Origin of the sequence: Microbacterium sp. (assembly GCF_041641055.1) — a bacterium.
Classification (GTDB): domain Bacteria; phylum Actinomycetota; class Actinomycetes; order Actinomycetales; family Microbacteriaceae; genus Microbacterium.
Genome location: NZ_JBEPZB010000001.1, coordinates 282,775 through 299,822 on the forward strand (window position 1 = coordinate 282,775; position 17,048 = coordinate 299,822).

Annotated in this window: 18 protein-coding genes and 2 pseudogenes; 12 read left to right on the top strand and 8 right to left on the bottom strand. The window is 69.9% G+C overall.

Annotated features, from left to right (window positions below; translation table 11 throughout):
- The first annotated feature begins 48 nt into the window (after positions 1-48).
- Both ACESK8_RS01290 and ACESK8_RS01295 read left to right on the top strand, forming a co-directional pair.
- Positions 49-720, top strand: a complete 672-nt coding sequence (locus ACESK8_RS01290) for a response regulator transcription factor (protein ID WP_372966957.1) — start codon at positions 49-51, stop codon at positions 718-720.
- Between the two features lie 28 nt (positions 721-748).
- On the top strand, positions 749-1,825 hold the full coding sequence (locus ACESK8_RS01295; RefSeq protein ID WP_372966980.1) for a sensor histidine kinase: 1,077 nt from the start codon (positions 749-751) through the stop codon (positions 1,823-1,825).
- A gap of 286 nt (positions 1,826-2,111) precedes the next feature.
- Here the strand turns inward: ACESK8_RS01295 and ACESK8_RS01300 are convergent, their stop codons facing one another.
- Positions 2,112-2,765 (bottom strand): FMN-dependent NADH-azoreductase, encoded by a 654-nt coding sequence (locus tag ACESK8_RS01300; protein WP_372966958.1) that lies wholly within the window; start codon positions 2,763-2,765, stop codon positions 2,112-2,114.
- Positions 2,766-2,844: 79 nt separating this feature from the next.
- Here ACESK8_RS01300 and ACESK8_RS01305 point away from each other — a divergent pair, with 79 nt between their 5' ends.
- A complete protein-coding gene (locus ACESK8_RS01305) occupies positions 2,845-3,183 on the top strand; it encodes a winged helix-turn-helix transcriptional regulator (protein ID WP_372966959.1) in 339 nt (112 codons plus the stop codon).
- A 16-nt stretch (positions 3,184-3,199) separates the two neighbouring features.
- On the opposite strand, the gene ACESK8_RS01310 is transcribed toward ACESK8_RS01305, so the two are convergent.
- From ACESK8_RS01310 to ACESK8_RS01320, 3 genes are all read right to left on the bottom strand, one after another.
- Positions 3,200-4,717 carry an SDR family NAD(P)-dependent oxidoreductase gene (locus ACESK8_RS01310; protein ID WP_372966960.1) on the bottom strand — a complete coding sequence of 506 codons (1,518 nt, stop codon included), beginning with the start codon at positions 4,715-4,717 and terminating at the stop codon, positions 3,200-3,202.
- Between the two features lie 181 nt (positions 4,718-4,898).
- Complete coding sequence (locus ACESK8_RS01315; protein ID WP_372966961.1) at positions 4,899-6,104, bottom strand: hypothetical protein; 1,206 nt, start codon at positions 6,102-6,104, stop codon at positions 4,899-4,901.
- 73 nt (positions 6,105-6,177) lie between these two features.
- On the bottom strand, positions 6,178-6,729 hold the full coding sequence (locus ACESK8_RS01320) for a hypothetical protein (RefSeq protein WP_372966962.1): 552 nt from the start codon (positions 6,727-6,729) through the stop codon (positions 6,178-6,180).
- Between ACESK8_RS01320 and ACESK8_RS01325 the strand changes: the two genes are divergently transcribed.
- The 5 genes from ACESK8_RS01325 (at position 6,704) to ACESK8_RS01345 (ending at position 9,676) form a co-directional block, all read left to right on the top strand.
- Entirely contained in the window at positions 6,704-7,111 is a 408-nt protein-coding gene (locus ACESK8_RS01325; RefSeq protein ID WP_372966963.1) for a hypothetical protein, read from the top strand. The two genes, ACESK8_RS01320 and ACESK8_RS01325, sit on opposite strands and share 26 nt — an antisense overlap.
- Before the next feature lie 539 nt (positions 7,112-7,650).
- Complete coding sequence (locus ACESK8_RS01330; protein ID WP_372966964.1) at positions 7,651-8,715, top strand: M4 family metallopeptidase; 1,065 nt, start codon at positions 7,651-7,653, stop codon at positions 8,713-8,715.
- Entirely contained in the window at positions 8,690-9,031 is a 342-nt protein-coding gene (locus tag ACESK8_RS01335; protein ID WP_372966965.1) for a protealysin inhibitor emfourin, read from the top strand. Before ACESK8_RS01330 ends, ACESK8_RS01335 begins: the two co-directional genes overlap by 26 nt.
- Positions 9,028-9,354: a hypothetical protein gene (locus ACESK8_RS01340; protein WP_372966966.1), complete on the top strand. Its 327-nt coding sequence runs from the start codon at positions 9,028-9,030 to the stop codon at positions 9,352-9,354. Before ACESK8_RS01335 ends, ACESK8_RS01340 begins: the two co-directional genes overlap by 4 nt.
- Before the next feature lie 88 nt (positions 9,355-9,442).
- Positions 9,443-9,676 (top strand): hypothetical protein, encoded by a 234-nt coding sequence (locus ACESK8_RS01345; protein WP_372966967.1) that lies wholly within the window; start codon positions 9,443-9,445, stop codon positions 9,674-9,676.
- A 49-nt stretch (positions 9,677-9,725) separates the two neighbouring features.
- Here the strand turns inward: ACESK8_RS01345 and ACESK8_RS01350 are convergent, their stop codons facing one another.
- Positions 9,726-12,395, bottom strand: coding sequence for a hypothetical protein (locus ACESK8_RS01350; protein WP_372966968.1), 2,670 nt, complete (start codon positions 12,393-12,395; stop codon positions 9,726-9,728).
- Positions 12,396-12,707: 312 nt separating this feature from the next.
- On the opposite strand from ACESK8_RS01350, the gene ACESK8_RS01355 reads away from it, so the two are divergent.
- Positions 12,708-13,547, top strand: coding sequence for a ribonuclease H (locus ACESK8_RS01355; RefSeq protein WP_372966981.1), 840 nt, complete (start codon positions 12,708-12,710; stop codon positions 13,545-13,547).
- 6 nt (positions 13,548-13,553) lie between these two features.
- Here ACESK8_RS01355 and ACESK8_RS01360 read toward each other — a convergent pair whose 3' ends face one another.
- Positions 13,554-14,741 carry an FAD-dependent monooxygenase gene (locus tag ACESK8_RS01360; protein ID WP_372966969.1) on the bottom strand — a complete coding sequence of 396 codons (1,188 nt, stop codon included), beginning with the start codon at positions 14,739-14,741 and terminating at the stop codon, positions 13,554-13,556.
- Between the two features lie 38 nt (positions 14,742-14,779).
- On the opposite strand from ACESK8_RS01360, the pseudogene ACESK8_RS01365 reads away from it, so the two are divergent.
- The 3 genes and pseudogenes from ACESK8_RS01365 to ACESK8_RS01375 all read left to right on the top strand — a co-directional run.
- Positions 14,780-14,959, top strand: a pseudogene (locus ACESK8_RS01365) (TetR/AcrR family transcriptional regulator); the annotation flags it as partial.
- Between the two features lie 3 nt (positions 14,960-14,962).
- Entirely contained in the window at positions 14,963-15,337 is a 375-nt protein-coding gene (locus ACESK8_RS01370) for a hypothetical protein (protein ID WP_372966982.1), read from the top strand.
- A gap of 21 nt (positions 15,338-15,358) precedes the next feature.
- Entirely contained in the window at positions 15,359-15,778 is a 420-nt protein-coding gene (locus ACESK8_RS01375) for a DoxX family membrane protein (RefSeq protein ID WP_372966970.1), read from the top strand.
- Positions 15,779-15,856: 78 nt separating this feature from the next.
- Here the strand turns inward: ACESK8_RS01375 and ACESK8_RS01380 are convergent, their stop codons facing one another.
- Together ACESK8_RS01380 and ACESK8_RS01385 are read right to left on the bottom strand one after the other, a co-directional pair.
- The gene (locus tag ACESK8_RS01380; protein ID WP_372966971.1) at positions 15,857-16,834 is read right to left on the bottom strand and encodes an SRPBCC domain-containing protein; all 978 of its coding nucleotides are present in this window, start codon (positions 16,832-16,834) and stop codon (positions 15,857-15,859) included.
- Position 16,835: 1 nt separating this feature from the next.
- A pseudogene (locus tag ACESK8_RS01385) lies at positions 16,836-17,048 on the bottom strand (transcriptional regulator); the annotation flags it as partial.

The window sequence follows — 17,048 nt, forward strand, 5'->3', positions numbered from 1 at the left end:
TCCCGATATGCCGGGGTGCGTAAGCTCTGAGCACATGGGAGCTGTGTCGTGCGCGTACTGATCGTCGAGGATGAGCCCTACCTCGCAGAGGCCGTGCGAGACGGACTGCGGCTCGAGGCGATCGCCGCCGACATCGCCGGCGACGGCGACACGGCGCTCGAGCTCCTCAGCGTCAACTCCTACGACCTGGCGGTGCTCGACCGTGACATCCCGGGTCCGTCGGGAGACGATGTGGCCAGGTCGATCGTGGCCTCGGGCAGCGGCATCCCGATCCTCATGCTCACGGCGGCCGATCGCCTCGACGACAAGGAGTCGGGTTTCGAGATCGGCGCCGACGACTATCTCACCAAGCCCTTCGAGCTGCGCGAGCTCGTGCTGCGCCTGCGGGCGCTCGACCGTCGGCGCCACCGCGCCAGGCCCCCGGTGCTGGAAGTCGCGGGGCTCCGTCTCGACCCGTTCCGGCGCGAGGTCTTCCGCGACGGACGATACGTGGCGCTCACCCGCAAGCAGTTCGCGGTGCTCGAGGTGCTCGTTGACGCGGCGGGCGGCGTCGTCAGCGCCGAGCAGCTGCTCGAGCGCGCGTGGGACGAGAACGCCGATCCGTTCACGAACGCCGTCCGCATCACGGTCTCCTCGCTGCGCAAGCGCCTCGGCGAGCCCTGGCTGATCCTCACCGTGCCCGGCGTCGGATATCGCATCGGGACGGATGCCGATGGCTGACCCGGTGCGCGTGCCCCGCCGCCGCGGCATGAGCGCCCGCTGGAAGCTCACCCTGAGCTACGCGGGCGTCGTCGTCGTGTCGGGAATCGGCCTGCTCGCCGCCGTCGCCGTGTACCTCCTGCGCTACGTGCCGGACGCGGCGATCATCGCCGACCGATTCGTCCCGAACCGCTCCGACCTGATCCGCGCGTTCATCCCCGCGGCGGTGGTGATGATGCTCGTGCTCCTCGCGATCGGCCTCGGCGGCGGGTGGATCATCGCCGGACGGATGCTGGCCCCGCTCGACCGCATCGGACGGGCGGCGCAGCTCGCGGCGCAGGGGTCGCTGTCGCACCGGGTCGCTCTCGAGGGACCGCGCGACGAGTTCCGCGACCTGGCTGACGTGTTCGACGCGATGCTCGAGCAGCTCGAGGCGCACATGGGCGAGCAGCAGCGGTTCGCCGCCAACGCCTCGCACGAGCTGCGCACCCCTCTCGCGATCTCGCAGACGATGCTGGAGGTCGCCCGCAACGATCCCGCGCGCGACGTGGATGCGCTGATCGACCGGCTGCACGAGGTCAACGCCAGGGCGATCGAGCTGACCGAGGCGCTGCTGGTGCTGAGCCGTGCCGAGCGCCGGACGTTCACCCGCGAGCCGGTCGACCTGTCGCTGCTCGCCGAGGAGTCGACCGAGACGCTGCTGCCTCTCGCCGAGCGCCGCGACGTGACGATCGATGTGGGGGGAGACGCCGCGCATGTACTCGGGTCGTCGGCACTGCTGCAGCAGCTGATCACCAATCTCGTGCACAACGCCATCGTGCACAATCGGCCGGCGGCGGGAACGGTCGTCGTCCGCACGCACGTGCTGCCGCATGCGGTGGCGCTCGTGGTGGAGAACACGGGCGACGTGCTACCCGCACACCTCGTGGGGACGCTGGCTGAACCCTTCCAGCGCGGGGCCGAACGAGCACGCAGCGACGATCACGTCGGTGTCGGCCTGGGGCTCGCGATCGCGCAGCGCATCGCGCAGGCGCACGACGGATCGCTCGTGCTCACCGCCAGGCACGGCGGCGGTCTCAACGTGACGGTGTGGCTGCCGCATCCGTTCCCCCGGCCGTGGGGCTGAGCCGGCGCGTCCGTCTGCTTTGTTCGGCTGCACAGTGTGGCTGCACATCTGCATGCTCGGATCACGGATGCATACTGATTTCGCCAGCTCTGGCATGCATCTGTGATCTGGGCATGCATCTGTACTCGGTGCAGCCGCAGTGACCGGTTGGCACGGGCCTGGCTTCGACGACGGTACAGACCCGGCTGCACCTCTGGCCCCGAACGCAGGAGGTCAGCGCGGATTCAGGACCGGAAAGCCGGTTCCCGTCCTGCATCCGCGCTGACCTCCTGCATTCGTCCTGGGGTCAGGCGACCTCGCCCCGCAGAGCGGCAAGCTCACGGCCGTACGTCCGTGCCGACTGCTCGGCGTTCTCTTTGAGCTCACGCGCGGTGTCGGTGAAGGCGTCGAGCGCCGGGTTCACGCCCACGAGGGTGAAGGGCCGCTCCACGATGCGGAGGTCGAGACCCCAGACATCCTCGAGCACGCGGCGCAGCCATCCGGTGGAGTGGTCCCATCCCTCCTTGGGCGTTCCGGGGGCGTAGTTGCCGCCGAGCACCGTGACGAGGGTGGCCGGCTTGCCGCGCAATGCGGTGCCCTGCGGGTCGATGCGGGGGTCGGTGTAGGCCAGGTCGAACCAGGTCTTGAAGTGCTGCGAGACGCCGTAGTTGTAGAGGGGCACGGCGAACAGCAGCGCGTCGGCGCCGATCAGCTCGTCGGCGAAGGTGGTGGCGAGGGCGCGCGCTGCGCGCTGGCCATCAGTGCGCTGCGCCTCGTCGACGAAGCCGCCGGTCACCGCATCCGCCCACGCCGTCGCGGGCACCGGGTCGGCGGCGAGGTCTCGGCGGGTGACCGTGGAGTCGGGGTGCGATGCCGTCCATTCGGCTTCGACGAGGTCGGCGAGCGATCGGCTGGCGGACGACGCGGGAAGGATGCTGGCATCCAGGCGGAACAGGGACATGAGACTGCCTTTCTTTTTTTCGTAGTCACTCTGTTTTTCTTAGCGACTTGCGTTAACGTAGCACAGGTATGATGGGCGCATGGCCGAGATCGACGACGAGAGTCATGTGTGCGACGCCGCCGTCACACTGGCCTTCAGCGTGCTCGGCAAGCGCTGGAACGGGATGATCATCTCGTCCCTCGGCGGCGGCCCCTCGACCTTCGTCGCGCTGCGCCGCGGGGTGTCAGGCATCAGCGACACCGTGCTGTCCGACCGGCTGGCCGAACTCGCGGATGCGGGCCTCGTCGCCCGCGCGGTCGACGCCGGCCCGCCCGTGACCGTCTCTTACTCGCTGACCGACGGCGGACGCGGCCTGCTGCCCATCCTCGACCAGCTCGGCACCTGGGCGTCCGAGAACCTCGAGATCCGCGCGCGCTGAGCGGCGCGCGCTCCCCTCACCAGGGGCTGGGCTCGTAGTCCTTGAGGAAGACGCCGTGGATGTCCTCGCCGGCCTCGCCGCGCACGATCGGGTCGTACACCCGGGCAGCGCCGTCGACGAGATCGAGCGGAGCGTGGAAGCCCTCCTCGGCCAGACGCACCTTCGTGTAATGGGGGCGCTCGTCGGTGATCCATCCGGTGTCGACGGCGGTCATCAGGATTCCGTCGGTCTCGAGCATCTCGCCGGCGCTCGTGCGCGTCAGCATGTTCAGCGCGGCCTTCGCCATGTTCGTGTGCGGGTGTCCTGGCCCCTTGTAGCGGCGCGAGAACTGCCCCTCCATCGCCGAGACGTTCACCACGTACTTGCGGTGCGATGACGACGCGGCCATCGATGCGCGAAGCCGGCTGATGAGCAGGAACGGCGCGGTCGTGTTGGCCAGCTGCACCTCGAGCATCTCGAGCGGATCGACCTGGTCGATCGACTGCACCCAGCTGTTCGTGCGGTTGACGTCGGGCACGAGGCCGCCGGCATCGATGGCGGTGCCATCGGCATGCTTCTCGAGCGACGACGATCCGGGGGCCATCGCGAGGCGCGCGAGGTCTTCGGCCGTCAGCGCCTGGCCGCCCTGCTCGGCGACAGTGCCGCCGAGCGCCGCGACGGAGAGCAGCGGATGCGCATCGACCGAGGCCTGCAGCGCCTGAGGATGCGGATCGGCGGTGTGGCCGAACGTCTCCATCTCGGGCAGGGGACCGTCGGGAAGCGGCTGCAGCTCGGCATCCGCCAGCAGGGAATACGAGCCGGGTGAGCGGCGGACCGTCTGCGCGGCGTTGTTGATGAGGATGTCGAGCGGACCCTGCGCCGCGACCGAATCGGCGAGGCCGATCACCTGGGCGGGGTCGCGGAGGTCGATGCCGACCACGCGCAGGCGGTGCAGCCAGTCGGCGGAGTCGGGCAGCGCAGAGAAGCGGCGCACCGCATCGCGGGGGAATCGCGTCGTGATCGTCGTGTGCGCGCCGTCGCGCAGCAGTCGCAGGGCGATGTGCATGCCGATCTTCGCGCGGCCGCCGGTGAGGAGCGCGCGCTTGCCGGTCAGATCGGTGCGGGCGTTGCGCTTGCCGTGGCTGAAGCGGGCGCAGTCCGGGCAGAGCTGGTGATAGAACGCGTCGACCACGGTGTAGGGCTGCTTGCAGATGTAGCAGTTGCGGGGCTTGAGCAGTTCGCCGGCGATCGGTGCGTCGACGACGCTGGTCGCGAGGTCGTGGCCGCGGGTCTCATCGTCGATGCGGTCGGGAGCACCGGTGGCGGTGCGGGCGACGACGGCCTTGTCGGCTTCGGCGATCGCGTCGCGGATCTCCTTGCGGCGCACGCGCTTGACGGCCTTGAACATCGCGGCGGTCGCGTGGCGGACGGCCACGAAGTCGGGGTGCTCGTTGTCGATCTGATGCAGCTCCGACAGGACGCGCAGTGTGGTGGCGAGATCGTCGGGGTCGATACCGGCACCCAGGTCGGAGGTGGCGTCGGGTGCGTCGGTCATTGTGCTGATTTTACGCGAGTTCTCGGGGTGTCTTCCTGGGAACGCGGGCAGGGCACCGGGGCCGGACCTCCACAACTCCGGAGCAGCGCGCACCACCGGGTTCACGCTCCCCGGAACGGCGCACATTGGGGAACGAGAGCCACGTGGATCTCCGGAGTTGTGGAGAGGTACCTCGCGCCGGTCAGTGCCCGGCCGCGCCGACCACCACGAACTCGCCGGGCACGACGTCGAGCGTCGCCTCGGCCGAGACCTCTCCGGTGTGCAGATCGACGGCGAGGATGCGGTTCTCCGCCGGCTCCGTCACGTAGGCGATGTCCCCCACGACGCGGAGACCGGGGTGCGGGTCCTGCCATTCTGCGGGGCTCTCCCACGGTTCGATGACCTCCCACGAGTCCACGACGGCGCCGGTCTCATCGAGCAGGTTCAGCGTGCCGTCGGATGCCAGGACGACGATGTTGTCATGACCGTCGCGACCGACCCCGCGCCAGGTGTACTCGACACCGTCGGGCAGGTCGACCACCGACAGGGTCCGCGCCTCCGTGTCGACGAGGGCGAGCTGAGAGTGCAGGTAGCCCTCCGCGTCGGGGTCGGCGTTGTAGTCGAGTGCGGCGATCGCGCTCGTGTCGGTGACGTAGGCGTTGCCCGATCGGCCGAACGCATCGGGCGCGGCGAGCTTGGTGAACTCCCCGTCCGCGAAGACGAGCACCCCGTCCTCGCAGCCGAACACGATCGTCTCGCCCTTCAGCGCGCCCTCTCCGTGCACGCCGGGGCACTCCTCGTTGCGAGCCACCTCGGTTCCGGCGTCGAGCAGACGGACCCCGCTACGAGACTCCGCGGTGCCGATCGTCGACAGGAGTGTCCTGTCCGAGAGCTCGATCGCGACGCCGTGGTGGGCCTGCTCCGACTCGACCGTCTCAGATTCAGGCAGCGCGCCGGTGCCGACCGCGTCCGTGTCGAAGAGCGTGATCCGGCCCGTGCCGTCATCGAACAGGGCGGTGCGGCCTGCGTGCGGGGTGACGTGGCCGGGGGCTTCGGCGTCGAACACCTCGCCCGTGAACTCGACGGACCCCGAGGCGAGGCCGCTGTCGAGAACGTGGAAGCCGTCGGATGCGGTGACGAACACGTGGCCGTCGTGGTCGCCGGCCGGATTGACGCGCAGGAACCCGTCGAGCTGCGCCGAGGCGACGGTGTCGAGGGTGTCGCCGTCGAGCACGACGATGCCGCCGTCGTACGCGATGGCGACGCGGGTGTCACCGTCATGCGAAGCGTCGGAAGTGTCGCTCTCGCCGGAGGCCGTCGGGGCGGCGGTCGCGCATCCGGCGAGCGCGACCGCGGCGAGCGCGGCGATCGTGCCGGCCGCGAGGCGGCTGCGGGCTGGTCGATGCATGGGGTTCTCCTTCTACTGGATGGATGCGCGGGATGCGCGACGCGACGGATGCCGCCGAGGGGATGACGAGGGGTCAGCCGACGAGCTGGATGTACCGGGCGTCGAGGTCGTCGAACGTGCGGGCGACGGTCCCGTCGCCGTGGTCGATCTCGTGCACGGCGCCGGTGGCCGGGTCGGAGACGTAGGCGTGCCGGGCGTCGACGATGAGCTGCACCTGATCGCGCAGTATGGGATCGGAAACGGATGCCTGCAGCAGCGGCGGGGTTCGGGCGAGTTCCGCGCCGTCGGCGGCGAGCACCCGCACGGTGCCGTCTGCCGCGATCACGACGCTGCGGCTGTCGTCGTCCCCGATCGCGCCGGCACGGATCAGTGGGGTGTCGGTGGCGAGCAGCATCCACTCGCGAGCTCGGGAGTCGAGCAGCCAGGCACCCCGGTCTCCGGCGACGCCTGCGAGGTCGGGGCGGTCCGCGCGACCGGCGAGATCCGGTGCCGCGGCGGCGCCCGCGGGGTAGGGGATCGACTCGGCGGTGAGCGCTCCGCCGACTTCGCGGGTGATGAGCACGGCTCCGGCGTCGCACGAGAAGACGGCGCCGACGCGCGTGAGGTCGACATCGGTCGCGTTCACGCCAGGGCGCGGCGACCCCCGTGGCTGTGCCCGCGTCGTCGAACACGTCGATCGTCTCGCCGGTGGCGGCCAGCAGGTGCCCGGCGAACGGGATGACGGGGCCTGCCGGGTCGATGGTGAGATCGATGCGCGGGGCGTCGTCGATCTCGGCGAGCCTCTCGTGATCGACGAGCACGACCTCTCGCCCGAAGCGGATCGCCGTGGCGGTGTCGCCGACGCGGACGTCGGGGGCGCCGCTTCCCTCGACCGTGCCGAGCAGCCCGGGGTCGCCGAGGAACGAGTGCGAGTGGTCGCCGTGCGGAACCGTCCAGCGGCCCGAGTCGAGCACCTCGACGACCGTGCGGTCTTCCTCGACGCGGACCAGGTGGGCGAAGCGCCCTGAGCCCGGAACGGGTGCCGCGTCGGCATCCTCGGTCGCCGTCTCGTCCGTCGCGAGCTCCGAGCGCTGTTCGGTGTCTAGGTCGAGCAGTGTGAGGTCGCCGTGCTCGTCGGCCGCGATCACCGCGCGGGCCGGCGATGCGACCTCTGCGGCTCCCCCGCCGTCGATGCCGTGGTTCGGCGGAACCGAAGCGCTCGACGCGGGCGCCGGAGCGTCGGATGCCGCGCACGCCGTCGCGATGAACGTGGCGGTGAGCAAGGAGGCGAGCAGCAGCGTGCGGCCGGTGCGCAGGGAGGGGGTCACGAGACTTCACCCTATTGAGAACGATTCTCAATCTCAAGTCGGGGTGTTTCGGTTCGTGGTCGCTCCGCCTTTCGCCCCATGCGCGTGCGCCTGCGAAGTCCGACCGCGCTTGGGAAGTCCGGATGCCGGGAATTCGGCCTTCCGGGGCGCACTTCGCCGTGGGTGGCGCGCCCTCGGCGGCGGCATCCGATCGACCCCGCCCTTGCGAGAACGTCCGATCCCCGGCGTAGGGTCTGAACATGAGCAGCCACACCGCAGCCCCAGGAGTCGTCCCGTCCTACCTGCTCGCGCGCCTCGCCGAGTCGGGTCGCTACCCTCGCGCCGCAGCCGCCGCGCGGCAGACGCTGACGGCGGGCAGACCGCCGTTCCGCGCGCGCATCGACCTCTCGATCGACGAGAACGGCGACCTGGTGGCCCAGCTCTCCGACGCCCCCAACCGCACGATCAGCGACGCCGGCAACACGCAGAACCTGCCCGGCGCGATCGTCCGCAGTGAAGATGAGGCGCCGGTCGACGACGCATCGGTCAACGAGGCCTACGACGGGCTGGGCGCGACGTTCGAGATGCTGCTCGCCGCCTTCGGCCGCAACTCGCTCAACGACGCCGGCGCACCTCTCGACGCCACGGTGCACTACGGCATCGACTACGACAACGCCTTCTGGGACGGCGAGCGCATGGTCTTCGGCGACGGCGACGGCGAGGTGTTCGTCGGATTCACCTCGTCGACCACCGTCATCGGTCACGAGCTCGCCCACGGCGTCGTGCAGTACACCGCGAACCTCGAGTACCAGGGCCAGCCCGGTGCGCTGAACGAGTCGATCGCCGACGTGTTCGGAGCGCTGACGGAGCAGTACCTGCTCGGTCAGCCCGCAGCGGACGCGACCTGGCTCATCGGGGCCGAGATCTTCACGGATGCCGTCGAGGGCAGCGCGCTCCGGTCGATGATCGAACCGGGCACCGCCTATGACGACGACGAGCTCGGCAAAGACCCGCAGCCCGCCCACATGAGCGGGTTCGTGCGCACCACGGAGGACAACGGAGGCGTGCACATCAACTCCGGCATCCCGAACCGCGCCTTCGCCCTCTTCGCGATCGACCTCGGCGGCAACGCATGGGAGACGGCGGGCAGGGTCTGGTACCGCGCCCTCACAGGCGGCCTCTCGAGCACCGCGACGTTCACGGAGTTCGCCGACGCCACCGTCGCCGCAGCGGCGGCGATCGACGACGCGACCGCCGCGGCCGCTCGACGCGCGTGGACGACCGTGGGAGTCTATGGAGATGAGCGAGTCCCCTCCACCGACTGAGCCGCAGCAGGTCGTCATCGCGGTGGTGCGCACGGGCGGCATCGCCGGCATCCGTCGCAAGTGGCGGGTCGAACCCGAGCCTGCCCAGACGCACCGCTGGATCGCGATGATCGAGAGCTGTCCGTGGGACGACGACGCGGATGCCGACGCCGGCGCAGACCGCTTCGTCTGGGTGATCCGCGTGCGGACGCCCTCGGAAGAGCGCGAGCGCGAACTGCCCGATTCCGCCCTCGACGGCCCCTGGCGCGACCTCGTCGAGGCCGTGCGTGCCGCCTCCGCCACCAGAGACACCGACGATGAGGAGTCGCCCCGATGACGACCGACGAGGCCGCCCGGCTGCTGCAGCTCGCGCGTGATGCGCACCGACGAGGCGACGTCCTGCTGCACCTGCAACTGGAAGTCAGTCGCCTCACCGGCGAGGCGTCGTCGTGGGGGTCCGCCGACAACGCATTCGTGAGCGACGACAGCGTCGGGTACTTCCTCAGCGACGTCGAACGCGTCGGCTGGAGACTCGAGCAGACCGGCTACACGTTCGTGGAGTCAGGGGCCACGACCTCGGCGCGGATGCTGAGCACCGGAACCGGAGTGGTCAACCACGGGGCCGTCTCGGGGTACTTCACGTTCCGCCGCGTCGACTGACCCCTGCGCGAATCGATCGATCCTGCGCGAATCGATCGATCCGGTGCGAATCGTCGCCTCGGCCGCGGTCGAGGGCGAGAATGGGCGCATGGGACTTTTCCAGCAGCGACCCGAAGAGCAAGAGAACGAATGGGCGCTGCCCTCCGAGCCACTGGAGCGCTCGGAGTCGGAGGTGCTCGACACCGCGCCGGCCGTCGATCCGCTGACCCTCGGCCTCGGCCTGGGCGCAGGGGCGTCGGTGAGCTCGATCGTCTTCCCGGTCGCTCCCCCGGCACCCGACGCCTTCTCGGTCGAGAATCGCGAACCCGACGCCGAGGACTGACCGCACGCGACGAGGACTGATCGCGCGCGCCGAGCCCCGGACCGCACCTTCACCGCACGGATGCTCGCGTCTCACCGTGATCGGCATCCTCGCGCCGACGTCGGGCGACGAGCCATAGGCCGAGAGCGAGCAGCGCGCCAGCGCCCGCGACCCCGCCGACCCACAGCGCACCTCCGGTGATGGCCAACCCCGGAGGCGCCACCACGGGCGTCCCGCAGTCGGGGCCGTCCGCTCCCGTCGGACAGTCCGCGCCGGAGCCCTCGGGCGTGACCTCGGCGCGACCCGCCACGGACGTCTCCGTCTCGCAGCCGTCCGCGGTGACGCAACGGCCGCCGGGACCGTCCGCGATCACCGCATTGCGCAGCGAGAGGTCGCCGGCGGGCGGAGCATCCACCGTCACCGAGTAGGTCACGGTGACGGTCTCGCCGATGTCGAGCGGACCGGCCCATCTCACCCCCGCGCCCGAGACCGTCGCGCCCTCCGTGGCGTCGTCGTTGTAGGTGGCGTCGTCGAGCACACCGGTCATGTCGTCCTCGAACGTGGCGGGGCGGGCGACGGTGTATGCGACGCTGCCCACGTTCGTGACGGTCACCGAGTAGGTGACGACTCCGCCGAGACCAATGTCCTCGACATCGGCGTCCTTCTGCACGGTGTATCCGGCCATCGGGGTGACGGCGACGCATCCGGCATCCGCGCACTCCCCGCCCCGAGACGACGGAGTGACCACGTTGCGGAGGGAGGAGTCACCCGTCATCGGGTCGTCGACGGTCACGGAGTAGGTGACCTGCAGCACCTCGCCCACGTCGAGCGGACCGGCCCAGGTCAGCGTGGACCCGGTCAGCGATCCCCCCACGGACACATCGCCGTTATAGCTCGCGTCGTCCAGGACGTGGGACATGTCGTCGGAGAACGATGCCGGCTCCTCATCGGTGAAGGGGATCTGCCCGGTGTTGGTCACCGCGACCGTGTAGGTGACGATGTCGCCCGGAAGGGCCGACCCCGGATTGGCGGTCTTCTCAACGGTGAACGTCCCAGACAGGCGCGGCAGCGGATACTCCACCACGGCACAGGGCTCACCGGTGGCGGGGTCCGCTCCATTCGTCGGCGGGTCGCAGGCCGGCGTGGTCGGGGTCTCCGGGTCGGTCGGCTGCCAGGCGACGTTCCGCACATCGCCGTCGCCTTCGGCATCCACCCTGACGGTGTACGTGAGTTCGACGCTCGAGCCTGCGGCGAGAGGCCCGGTCCAGGACAGGAGAGGCACCGCGTACGACACCGTGCCGGGCTGATCGGCATCGGCGTCGGCGGCGTACGTCGCATCGTCGAGGACGCCGGACAGATCGTCGAAGACCACAGCGGGGTCCGCAGCCGTGTACGCGGCGGGCCCAGGGTTCGTCGCCCGCACCGTGTACGTGACCTCATCACCGGGGCGCGTGTCTGCCGTGGCCGTCGACGTCTTCTCGACCACGAGGTCGTTCCGGACCGGGATGTTCGTGATCGTGCAGACCAGGCGGGTGCCCGTCCCGGCGCTGGCCGGCATGGTGACCTCCCCACCGGTCCCCGTCCCCGATGCGACGCTCGCGTTGTCCGCGTTGGCGTTCACGCACGACCACGAGGACGTGTAGTCCGCCGGATCCGTCGATCCGGCTGCTGATTCCCCGATGGAGAAGGTGGTGCCGACCAGGCTCACGATGGGCCCCGCCACCTCCGACGGGGCCTGGTTCTGCAGACCGCTCTCGGTGCCGGTCGTGGTCCCGGTGGTGCCGAGGTCCGCCCCGCCGCCGGTGATGCGGAGGCCGAACTGGTCGGTGGCGGACGCGCGCCCGTCCGGCAGGTTCTTGACGACTTCGATCGTGTTCGGGATGACGTCGGAGGCATAGTCGGCGATCGTCGCAGAGGTGTCGCTGTAGCTGTACGTGTCCGCGATGACGCCGGTCGTCGGGTCGACCCGGTCCAGGCGGTCGTTCGCGGATCCGCCCACGTAGAGATACCCGTCGCTTCCGAAGGCGATCGCACCCGTCGAGGGTTGCGCGTCCGCACCCTTCGCGATCGTCGTGACGGACATCGCCGGCGGCACCGAGGATCCGGTGGTGGGCAGTCGCCGGTCGGTGACGATCAGGGACCGCGGCATCGACCCGTCCGTCGCGTCGGCGACGTAGTAGAGCCGCCCGGTCGAGTCGATCGCGAAGTCGGCGATGTTGTCGTCCCCGGCGGGTATGGGGATCGTCGCGACGACACCGAGCACGGTGCTCGTCGTCAGGTCGTAGCCGTAGACGTAGCCGGTGCTCCCGGATCGCACCCCGACGTAGTAGATGCCGCTGCTCGCGTCGTACACCCCGGTGAAGGCGCCGGAGCTGTTCACCCCGGTCAACGGACCCATCGGGATGTCGGCGATCCATCGGGTGGTCTCCGCGGCCGCGTCCACCCGGTAGATCGGAATCGACGTCGCGTTCACGGACTGGCTCGCGAAGTAGAACTCATCGGCCGACACGTTCACCGCCAGTGCGTTGGTCGAGTTCCACGGGTGGGCGGCCACCTGCGTGAGAGCGAAGAGGTGATCGTTCCGGCCGGTCGGGGTGATCGACCAGATCCAGCGAGACCCCGTGCCCGTCCAGTCGAGACCGTAGATCGTTCCCCGTTCGATCGTGGCAGCGGCCGCGGGCGCAGATGCGGTGAGCACGACGACGCCCGTGAGCACACCCGTCACCAGAGCCCAGAGCACCAGCGCGGCGGTTCCTCGTCTCGCTGTCGGGCCGCGAGTTCCCCGGGCCGGGGCGAAGCGTTCCCCGAGCCTTCGCCAGGGATCGCGCGGAATCTCGAGCGGCACTCCCGGATCGGTCCGACACGAACCCGAACGCACCATGATCGCCTCCCCTGCCGATCCGCATCGGCGTCGACACAATCGAGATCACGTCGGAGGCGTTTCGTGACGCGAAATGCGAAAGAATGTCGGCCGATGCGGGAGGACGTGGTGCGCAGCACCCTCACCCGCCCCGCGCACGGCGGCGTCGTCCGCCCCGGCTACGGTGGAAGGATGACGATCACCGCCGCCGCAGACGGCTCCGCCCTGGGCAACCCCGGCCCCAACGGCTGGGCCTGGTACATCGACGACGCGAACTGGGCGGCCGGCGGCTCGCCGCACGGCACGAACAACCAGGGCGAGCTGCGTGCCGTGCTCGAGCTGCTGCAGGCCACGGCGGGCATCTCCGAGAAGCTGCTGATCGAGTGCGACAGCCGCTACGTGATCGACTCGGTGACGAAGTGGATGCCGGGATGGAAGCGCAAGGGGTGGCGGAAGTCCGACGGCGGACCCGTGCTCAACCGCGACCTGCTCGAGGGCATCGACGAGGCGATCCGAGGCCGCGATGTCGAGTTCTCCTGGGTCAAGGGCCACGCGGGTCACCCCCTCAACGAGGCGGCCGACGAGCGGGCCAATGCCGCGGCGAAGGCGTATCAGCAGAAGCAGGAGCCCCGACGGGGTCCCGGGTTCACGATGGCGACGGATGCCGGGGCGGCCGCGGCAGCATCCGCTCCGATCGCCGCGGCCGCCGGTCGCGCCGGTGCCACCACGGCAGGTGCAGGTGCCGGTGCGAGTGCGGGAGCGCCGGCGGGAACGACGGCCGCCCCCGCCCCGTCCGATGACCATGCCGCGTGGGCCGATGCTGTCGAGGCCGATGCCGCGCGAGCCGGATCCTCCGCCGCCGAGCCGCTCTGGGCCGAGGCCTCCGACCTGTTCGAAGGCCTCGACGACGAGCCGACCGCGACACCGATCGAGCTGCGCATCATGCTGACCGGAGATGAGCATGCCCGCCTCGCCGACCGCGCCGACGCCCAGGGCATCCCGCTCGAGGAAGCGCTCCGCCGTCTCATCTGATCCGGGTCACCTCACGCGCTCCGGTCGCACGCCGAGGCCGACGAAGCGTCCGGTGACGCGGGTGAGCGCAGCATGGTCGCGGAGCATCCGCAGCGGCAACGGCACGGGAGCCCCCGGTTCGGTCGTCGTCAGCAGCGGTCTCTGCAGCGCGCGCTGCACCGCCTGAGTCACCCGGACCGGCCAGGTGCGACGCCGCTCCACGCGTCGCAGATCACGGGGATGAGGCACGCGCCTGCCGAGGACAGGCCCCAGGATCCGAGCGGTCGCCACGGCATCCTGGATCGCCAGGTTGATCCCGACGCCTCCCGCGGGCGACATCGCATGAGCGGAATCGCCGATGCAGAGCATCCCATCGGTGCACCACCGGCGCAGTCGCTCCAGCCGCACGCGCAGCAGGTGCACGTCCTCGGCGTCCAGTCCGGTCGCGGCCTCGCCCAGCCGCGGGGAGATCGACCGGATGCGCTCCTTCATCCGGACGACGTCGTCCTCGGATCCGGTCCATGATCCCGCCGGAATGACGTGCGCGATCTGGAAGAAGTCCTCGCGGTCGATCGTGATGATCATCCCCGCACCGGCCTGCACGAAGGGGTACGTCTCGGAGGCGGCCTTCGGCAGTCGGAACCAGAGCACGTCCATGGCCGCGGCGACGCCGACGGGCACGAGCCCGGCTGCCGCGCGGAGCACGGAGTCCCGACCGGAGGCATCGACGACGAGTGCCGCGCGGATGACGACCGCACCCTCGGGTCCGGATCCGGCGACGCCGACGATCCGACGGTCCTGGTCGCGCACGACCTGGTCGATGAGCGTGGAGCGGAGCAGGTGGAACCCCGGATGCCTGGCCGCTGCTGCCACGAGCAGGTCGAGGAAGTCCCACTGCGGCATGAACGACATGACTCTGCGCATGGTGGGCAGACGCGAGAAGTCCGCGAGCGTGAGCTCCGAGCCGTGCCAGCTGAGCGTCACCCTGCTCATGTCGGAGTGCGGGGTGGCGAGGAACTCGTCGAGCAGCCCCAGTTCCGCGAGCAGCTGCTGCGTCGACGGATGGATCGTGTCGCCGCGGAAGTCGCGGAGGAAGTCGGCGTGCTTCTCGACCACCGTGACGTCGTGTCCCTGGCGGGCGAGCAGCAGACCGAGCATGAGCCCGGCGGGGCCCCCGCCGACGATGACGCAGGTGGTGTCGATTCGAGTGTCCATGGGTAGAGCATCCGCCTGCGGAGTGCCACGATACGACGATGGTCAATAAACGATCGGGACGGCCGCGCGGTGACTCGACCGCGCGCCAGAGGCTCTTGAGCGCTGCGCAGGCGCACGCAGAAAGGGGCGATCTCGCTTCACTCTCGTCGCGGGAGCTGGCCGCCGAAGTCGGGGTCAGCCACACACTGGTCAATTATCATTTCGGCTCTCGAGAGGGACTGGTGGCGGCCACGATCGCATTGCACGCGGCTCCGCACGACGTCATCGCGCTGTCGCGCGACGAATGGGGACGCATCGATGTCGACCGGCTCGCGCACGGCATCCTCGCGGTATGGGAGCACCCCGAGCACGGCGACCGGCTCGCCGCCCTCGCCCGGCGGCTCGCGTCAGCCACGGTGGAATCGTCCACGATCGGCGACTACATCGAGACCTCGGTCTACGAACCGCTGGTCGAGGATCTCGGCCGGGCGCACGCTCGACGGATGGCCACCGCCATCATCGGGTTCGTGTTCGGCCGGTATGTCATCGCACTGCCGATCTTCGCCCGCCTCTCACGGGAGGAGGCAGGTCGGCTGCTCGCGTCGATGCTGCGGTGAGTCGCCGCGTACACTCGCACCATGTCGACCGTCCCCCGCACCATCGGCCGGATCTTCCTCGGATCCGCCCTCGTCTTCGCCGGCGTCTCTCACCTGACGTTCGCCCGCGAGGAGTTCCAGGCCCAGGTGCCGGACTTCGTCCCCCTCGATCCGGATGTCACCGTGCTCGCGTCGGGCGTCGTCGAGATCGGCCTCGGAGCCGCGCTCCTGGTCGCCCGCAAGCGCCGCGGACTCGTCGGCATCATCGCGGCCCTGTTCTTCGTCGCGGTCTTCCCCGGCAACATCGCGCAGTGGGTCGAGCACCGCGACGCCTTCGGGCTCGACACCGACATGAAGCGCTTCGTCCGGCTGTTCTTCCAGCCGGTGCTCATCGTCCTGGCACTCTGGTCGACGCGCTCTCCGCGCCGCCGGCCAGCGGCTACCGACCCCTCCGCTCCATAACTCCGGAGATACGCGTCTGTCACGCCAGAAGACCGGCCGCTCCTCCAGGAGCAGACCGGTCTTCCGGAGTTGTGAAAGTCAGACCGCGAGCAGTTCCCGCTCGAGTCGTGCGTACGAGGTCTCCATGCCGTCGGCCATGCCGGTGGCGAGGATCATGTCGCGCGTCTCCTTGTCGGGGTACTCGATGTGGAGCGTGATGAGCGTTGCCCCGTCCTCCTCATAGAGGTTCAGGTCGTTGAGCGTCTCGACCGGCATTCCGATCATCCGCTCGGTCTGCACCGACCGGCGGGGAGCGTCGATCAGCAGCGCCTCCCCCTCGAAGCCGAACGGCTGCCCCTCGGTGTCGCCCACGGGCGCCCACGACGTGCGGTAGGTCTGCCCCACCTCGGTCGCGACGGTGCACTCCGTCATCTCCCAGCCGTCGGGGCCGAGCAGCCACTGCTTCATCAGCTCCGGGTCATTGTGCGCACGCCAGACCAGCTCGCGCGGGCCCTCGACCAGACGCGTGATGCGCACGTGGGTGTCGTCGAGCAGTTCGACCCGGGTGCCCTTGCTCTGTGCGTAGTCGCGCAGGTCCTGCAGCACGGCGTCGAGCTGGCTCATCGCCATCGTGATGCCCTCGACCTGGCCCATCGACACGACCTGCTCGATCGCCTCGACCGAGTCGAAGTGGCTGGTCGTGACCATGCGTGTGCCGTCGGCGGTCGATTCGAAAGCGAACGACATGCGCTGCGCGGGGAAGTCCTCGAGAGGCGCACCGTTCTCGTCGACGAACGAGTCGAGTACTTCGAAGGCGTGCGGGGCGTCGATGGAGAGGAATTCCCACGAGCCCGACGACCGCTCACCGCGAGGGCCGTTCATCGTGTAGACCGCGCGGCCTCCGACGGTGTGGTCCCAGGCGGTGAAGGTCGCCGGCCATCCGGGAGGGCCCCAGAAGCGCTCGAGCTGACGCGGGTCGCTGTAGGCGGCCCAGACGCGCTCGATCGGCGCCGCGAAATCGGCGACGACCGTCATGGTGAGGTTGTCGGCATCGGTGGTGACATCCGTGACGGGCATGTCAGTCTCCTTCTTCGGTTCGTGAATCATCGGTGGTGTCGGGGGTATCGGGACGACGAGCCGGCGTCTCGGCCAGCAGGTCGTCGAGTCGGGCGATGCGCGACCGCCACAGCTCTTCGTATCGGGCGAGGAGCGCCCTGGCGCGGGCGATCATCTCGGGGTTCGCGCGGACGAGCCGCTCGCGTCCCTCGGCGCGCTTGACGATGAGGTTCGC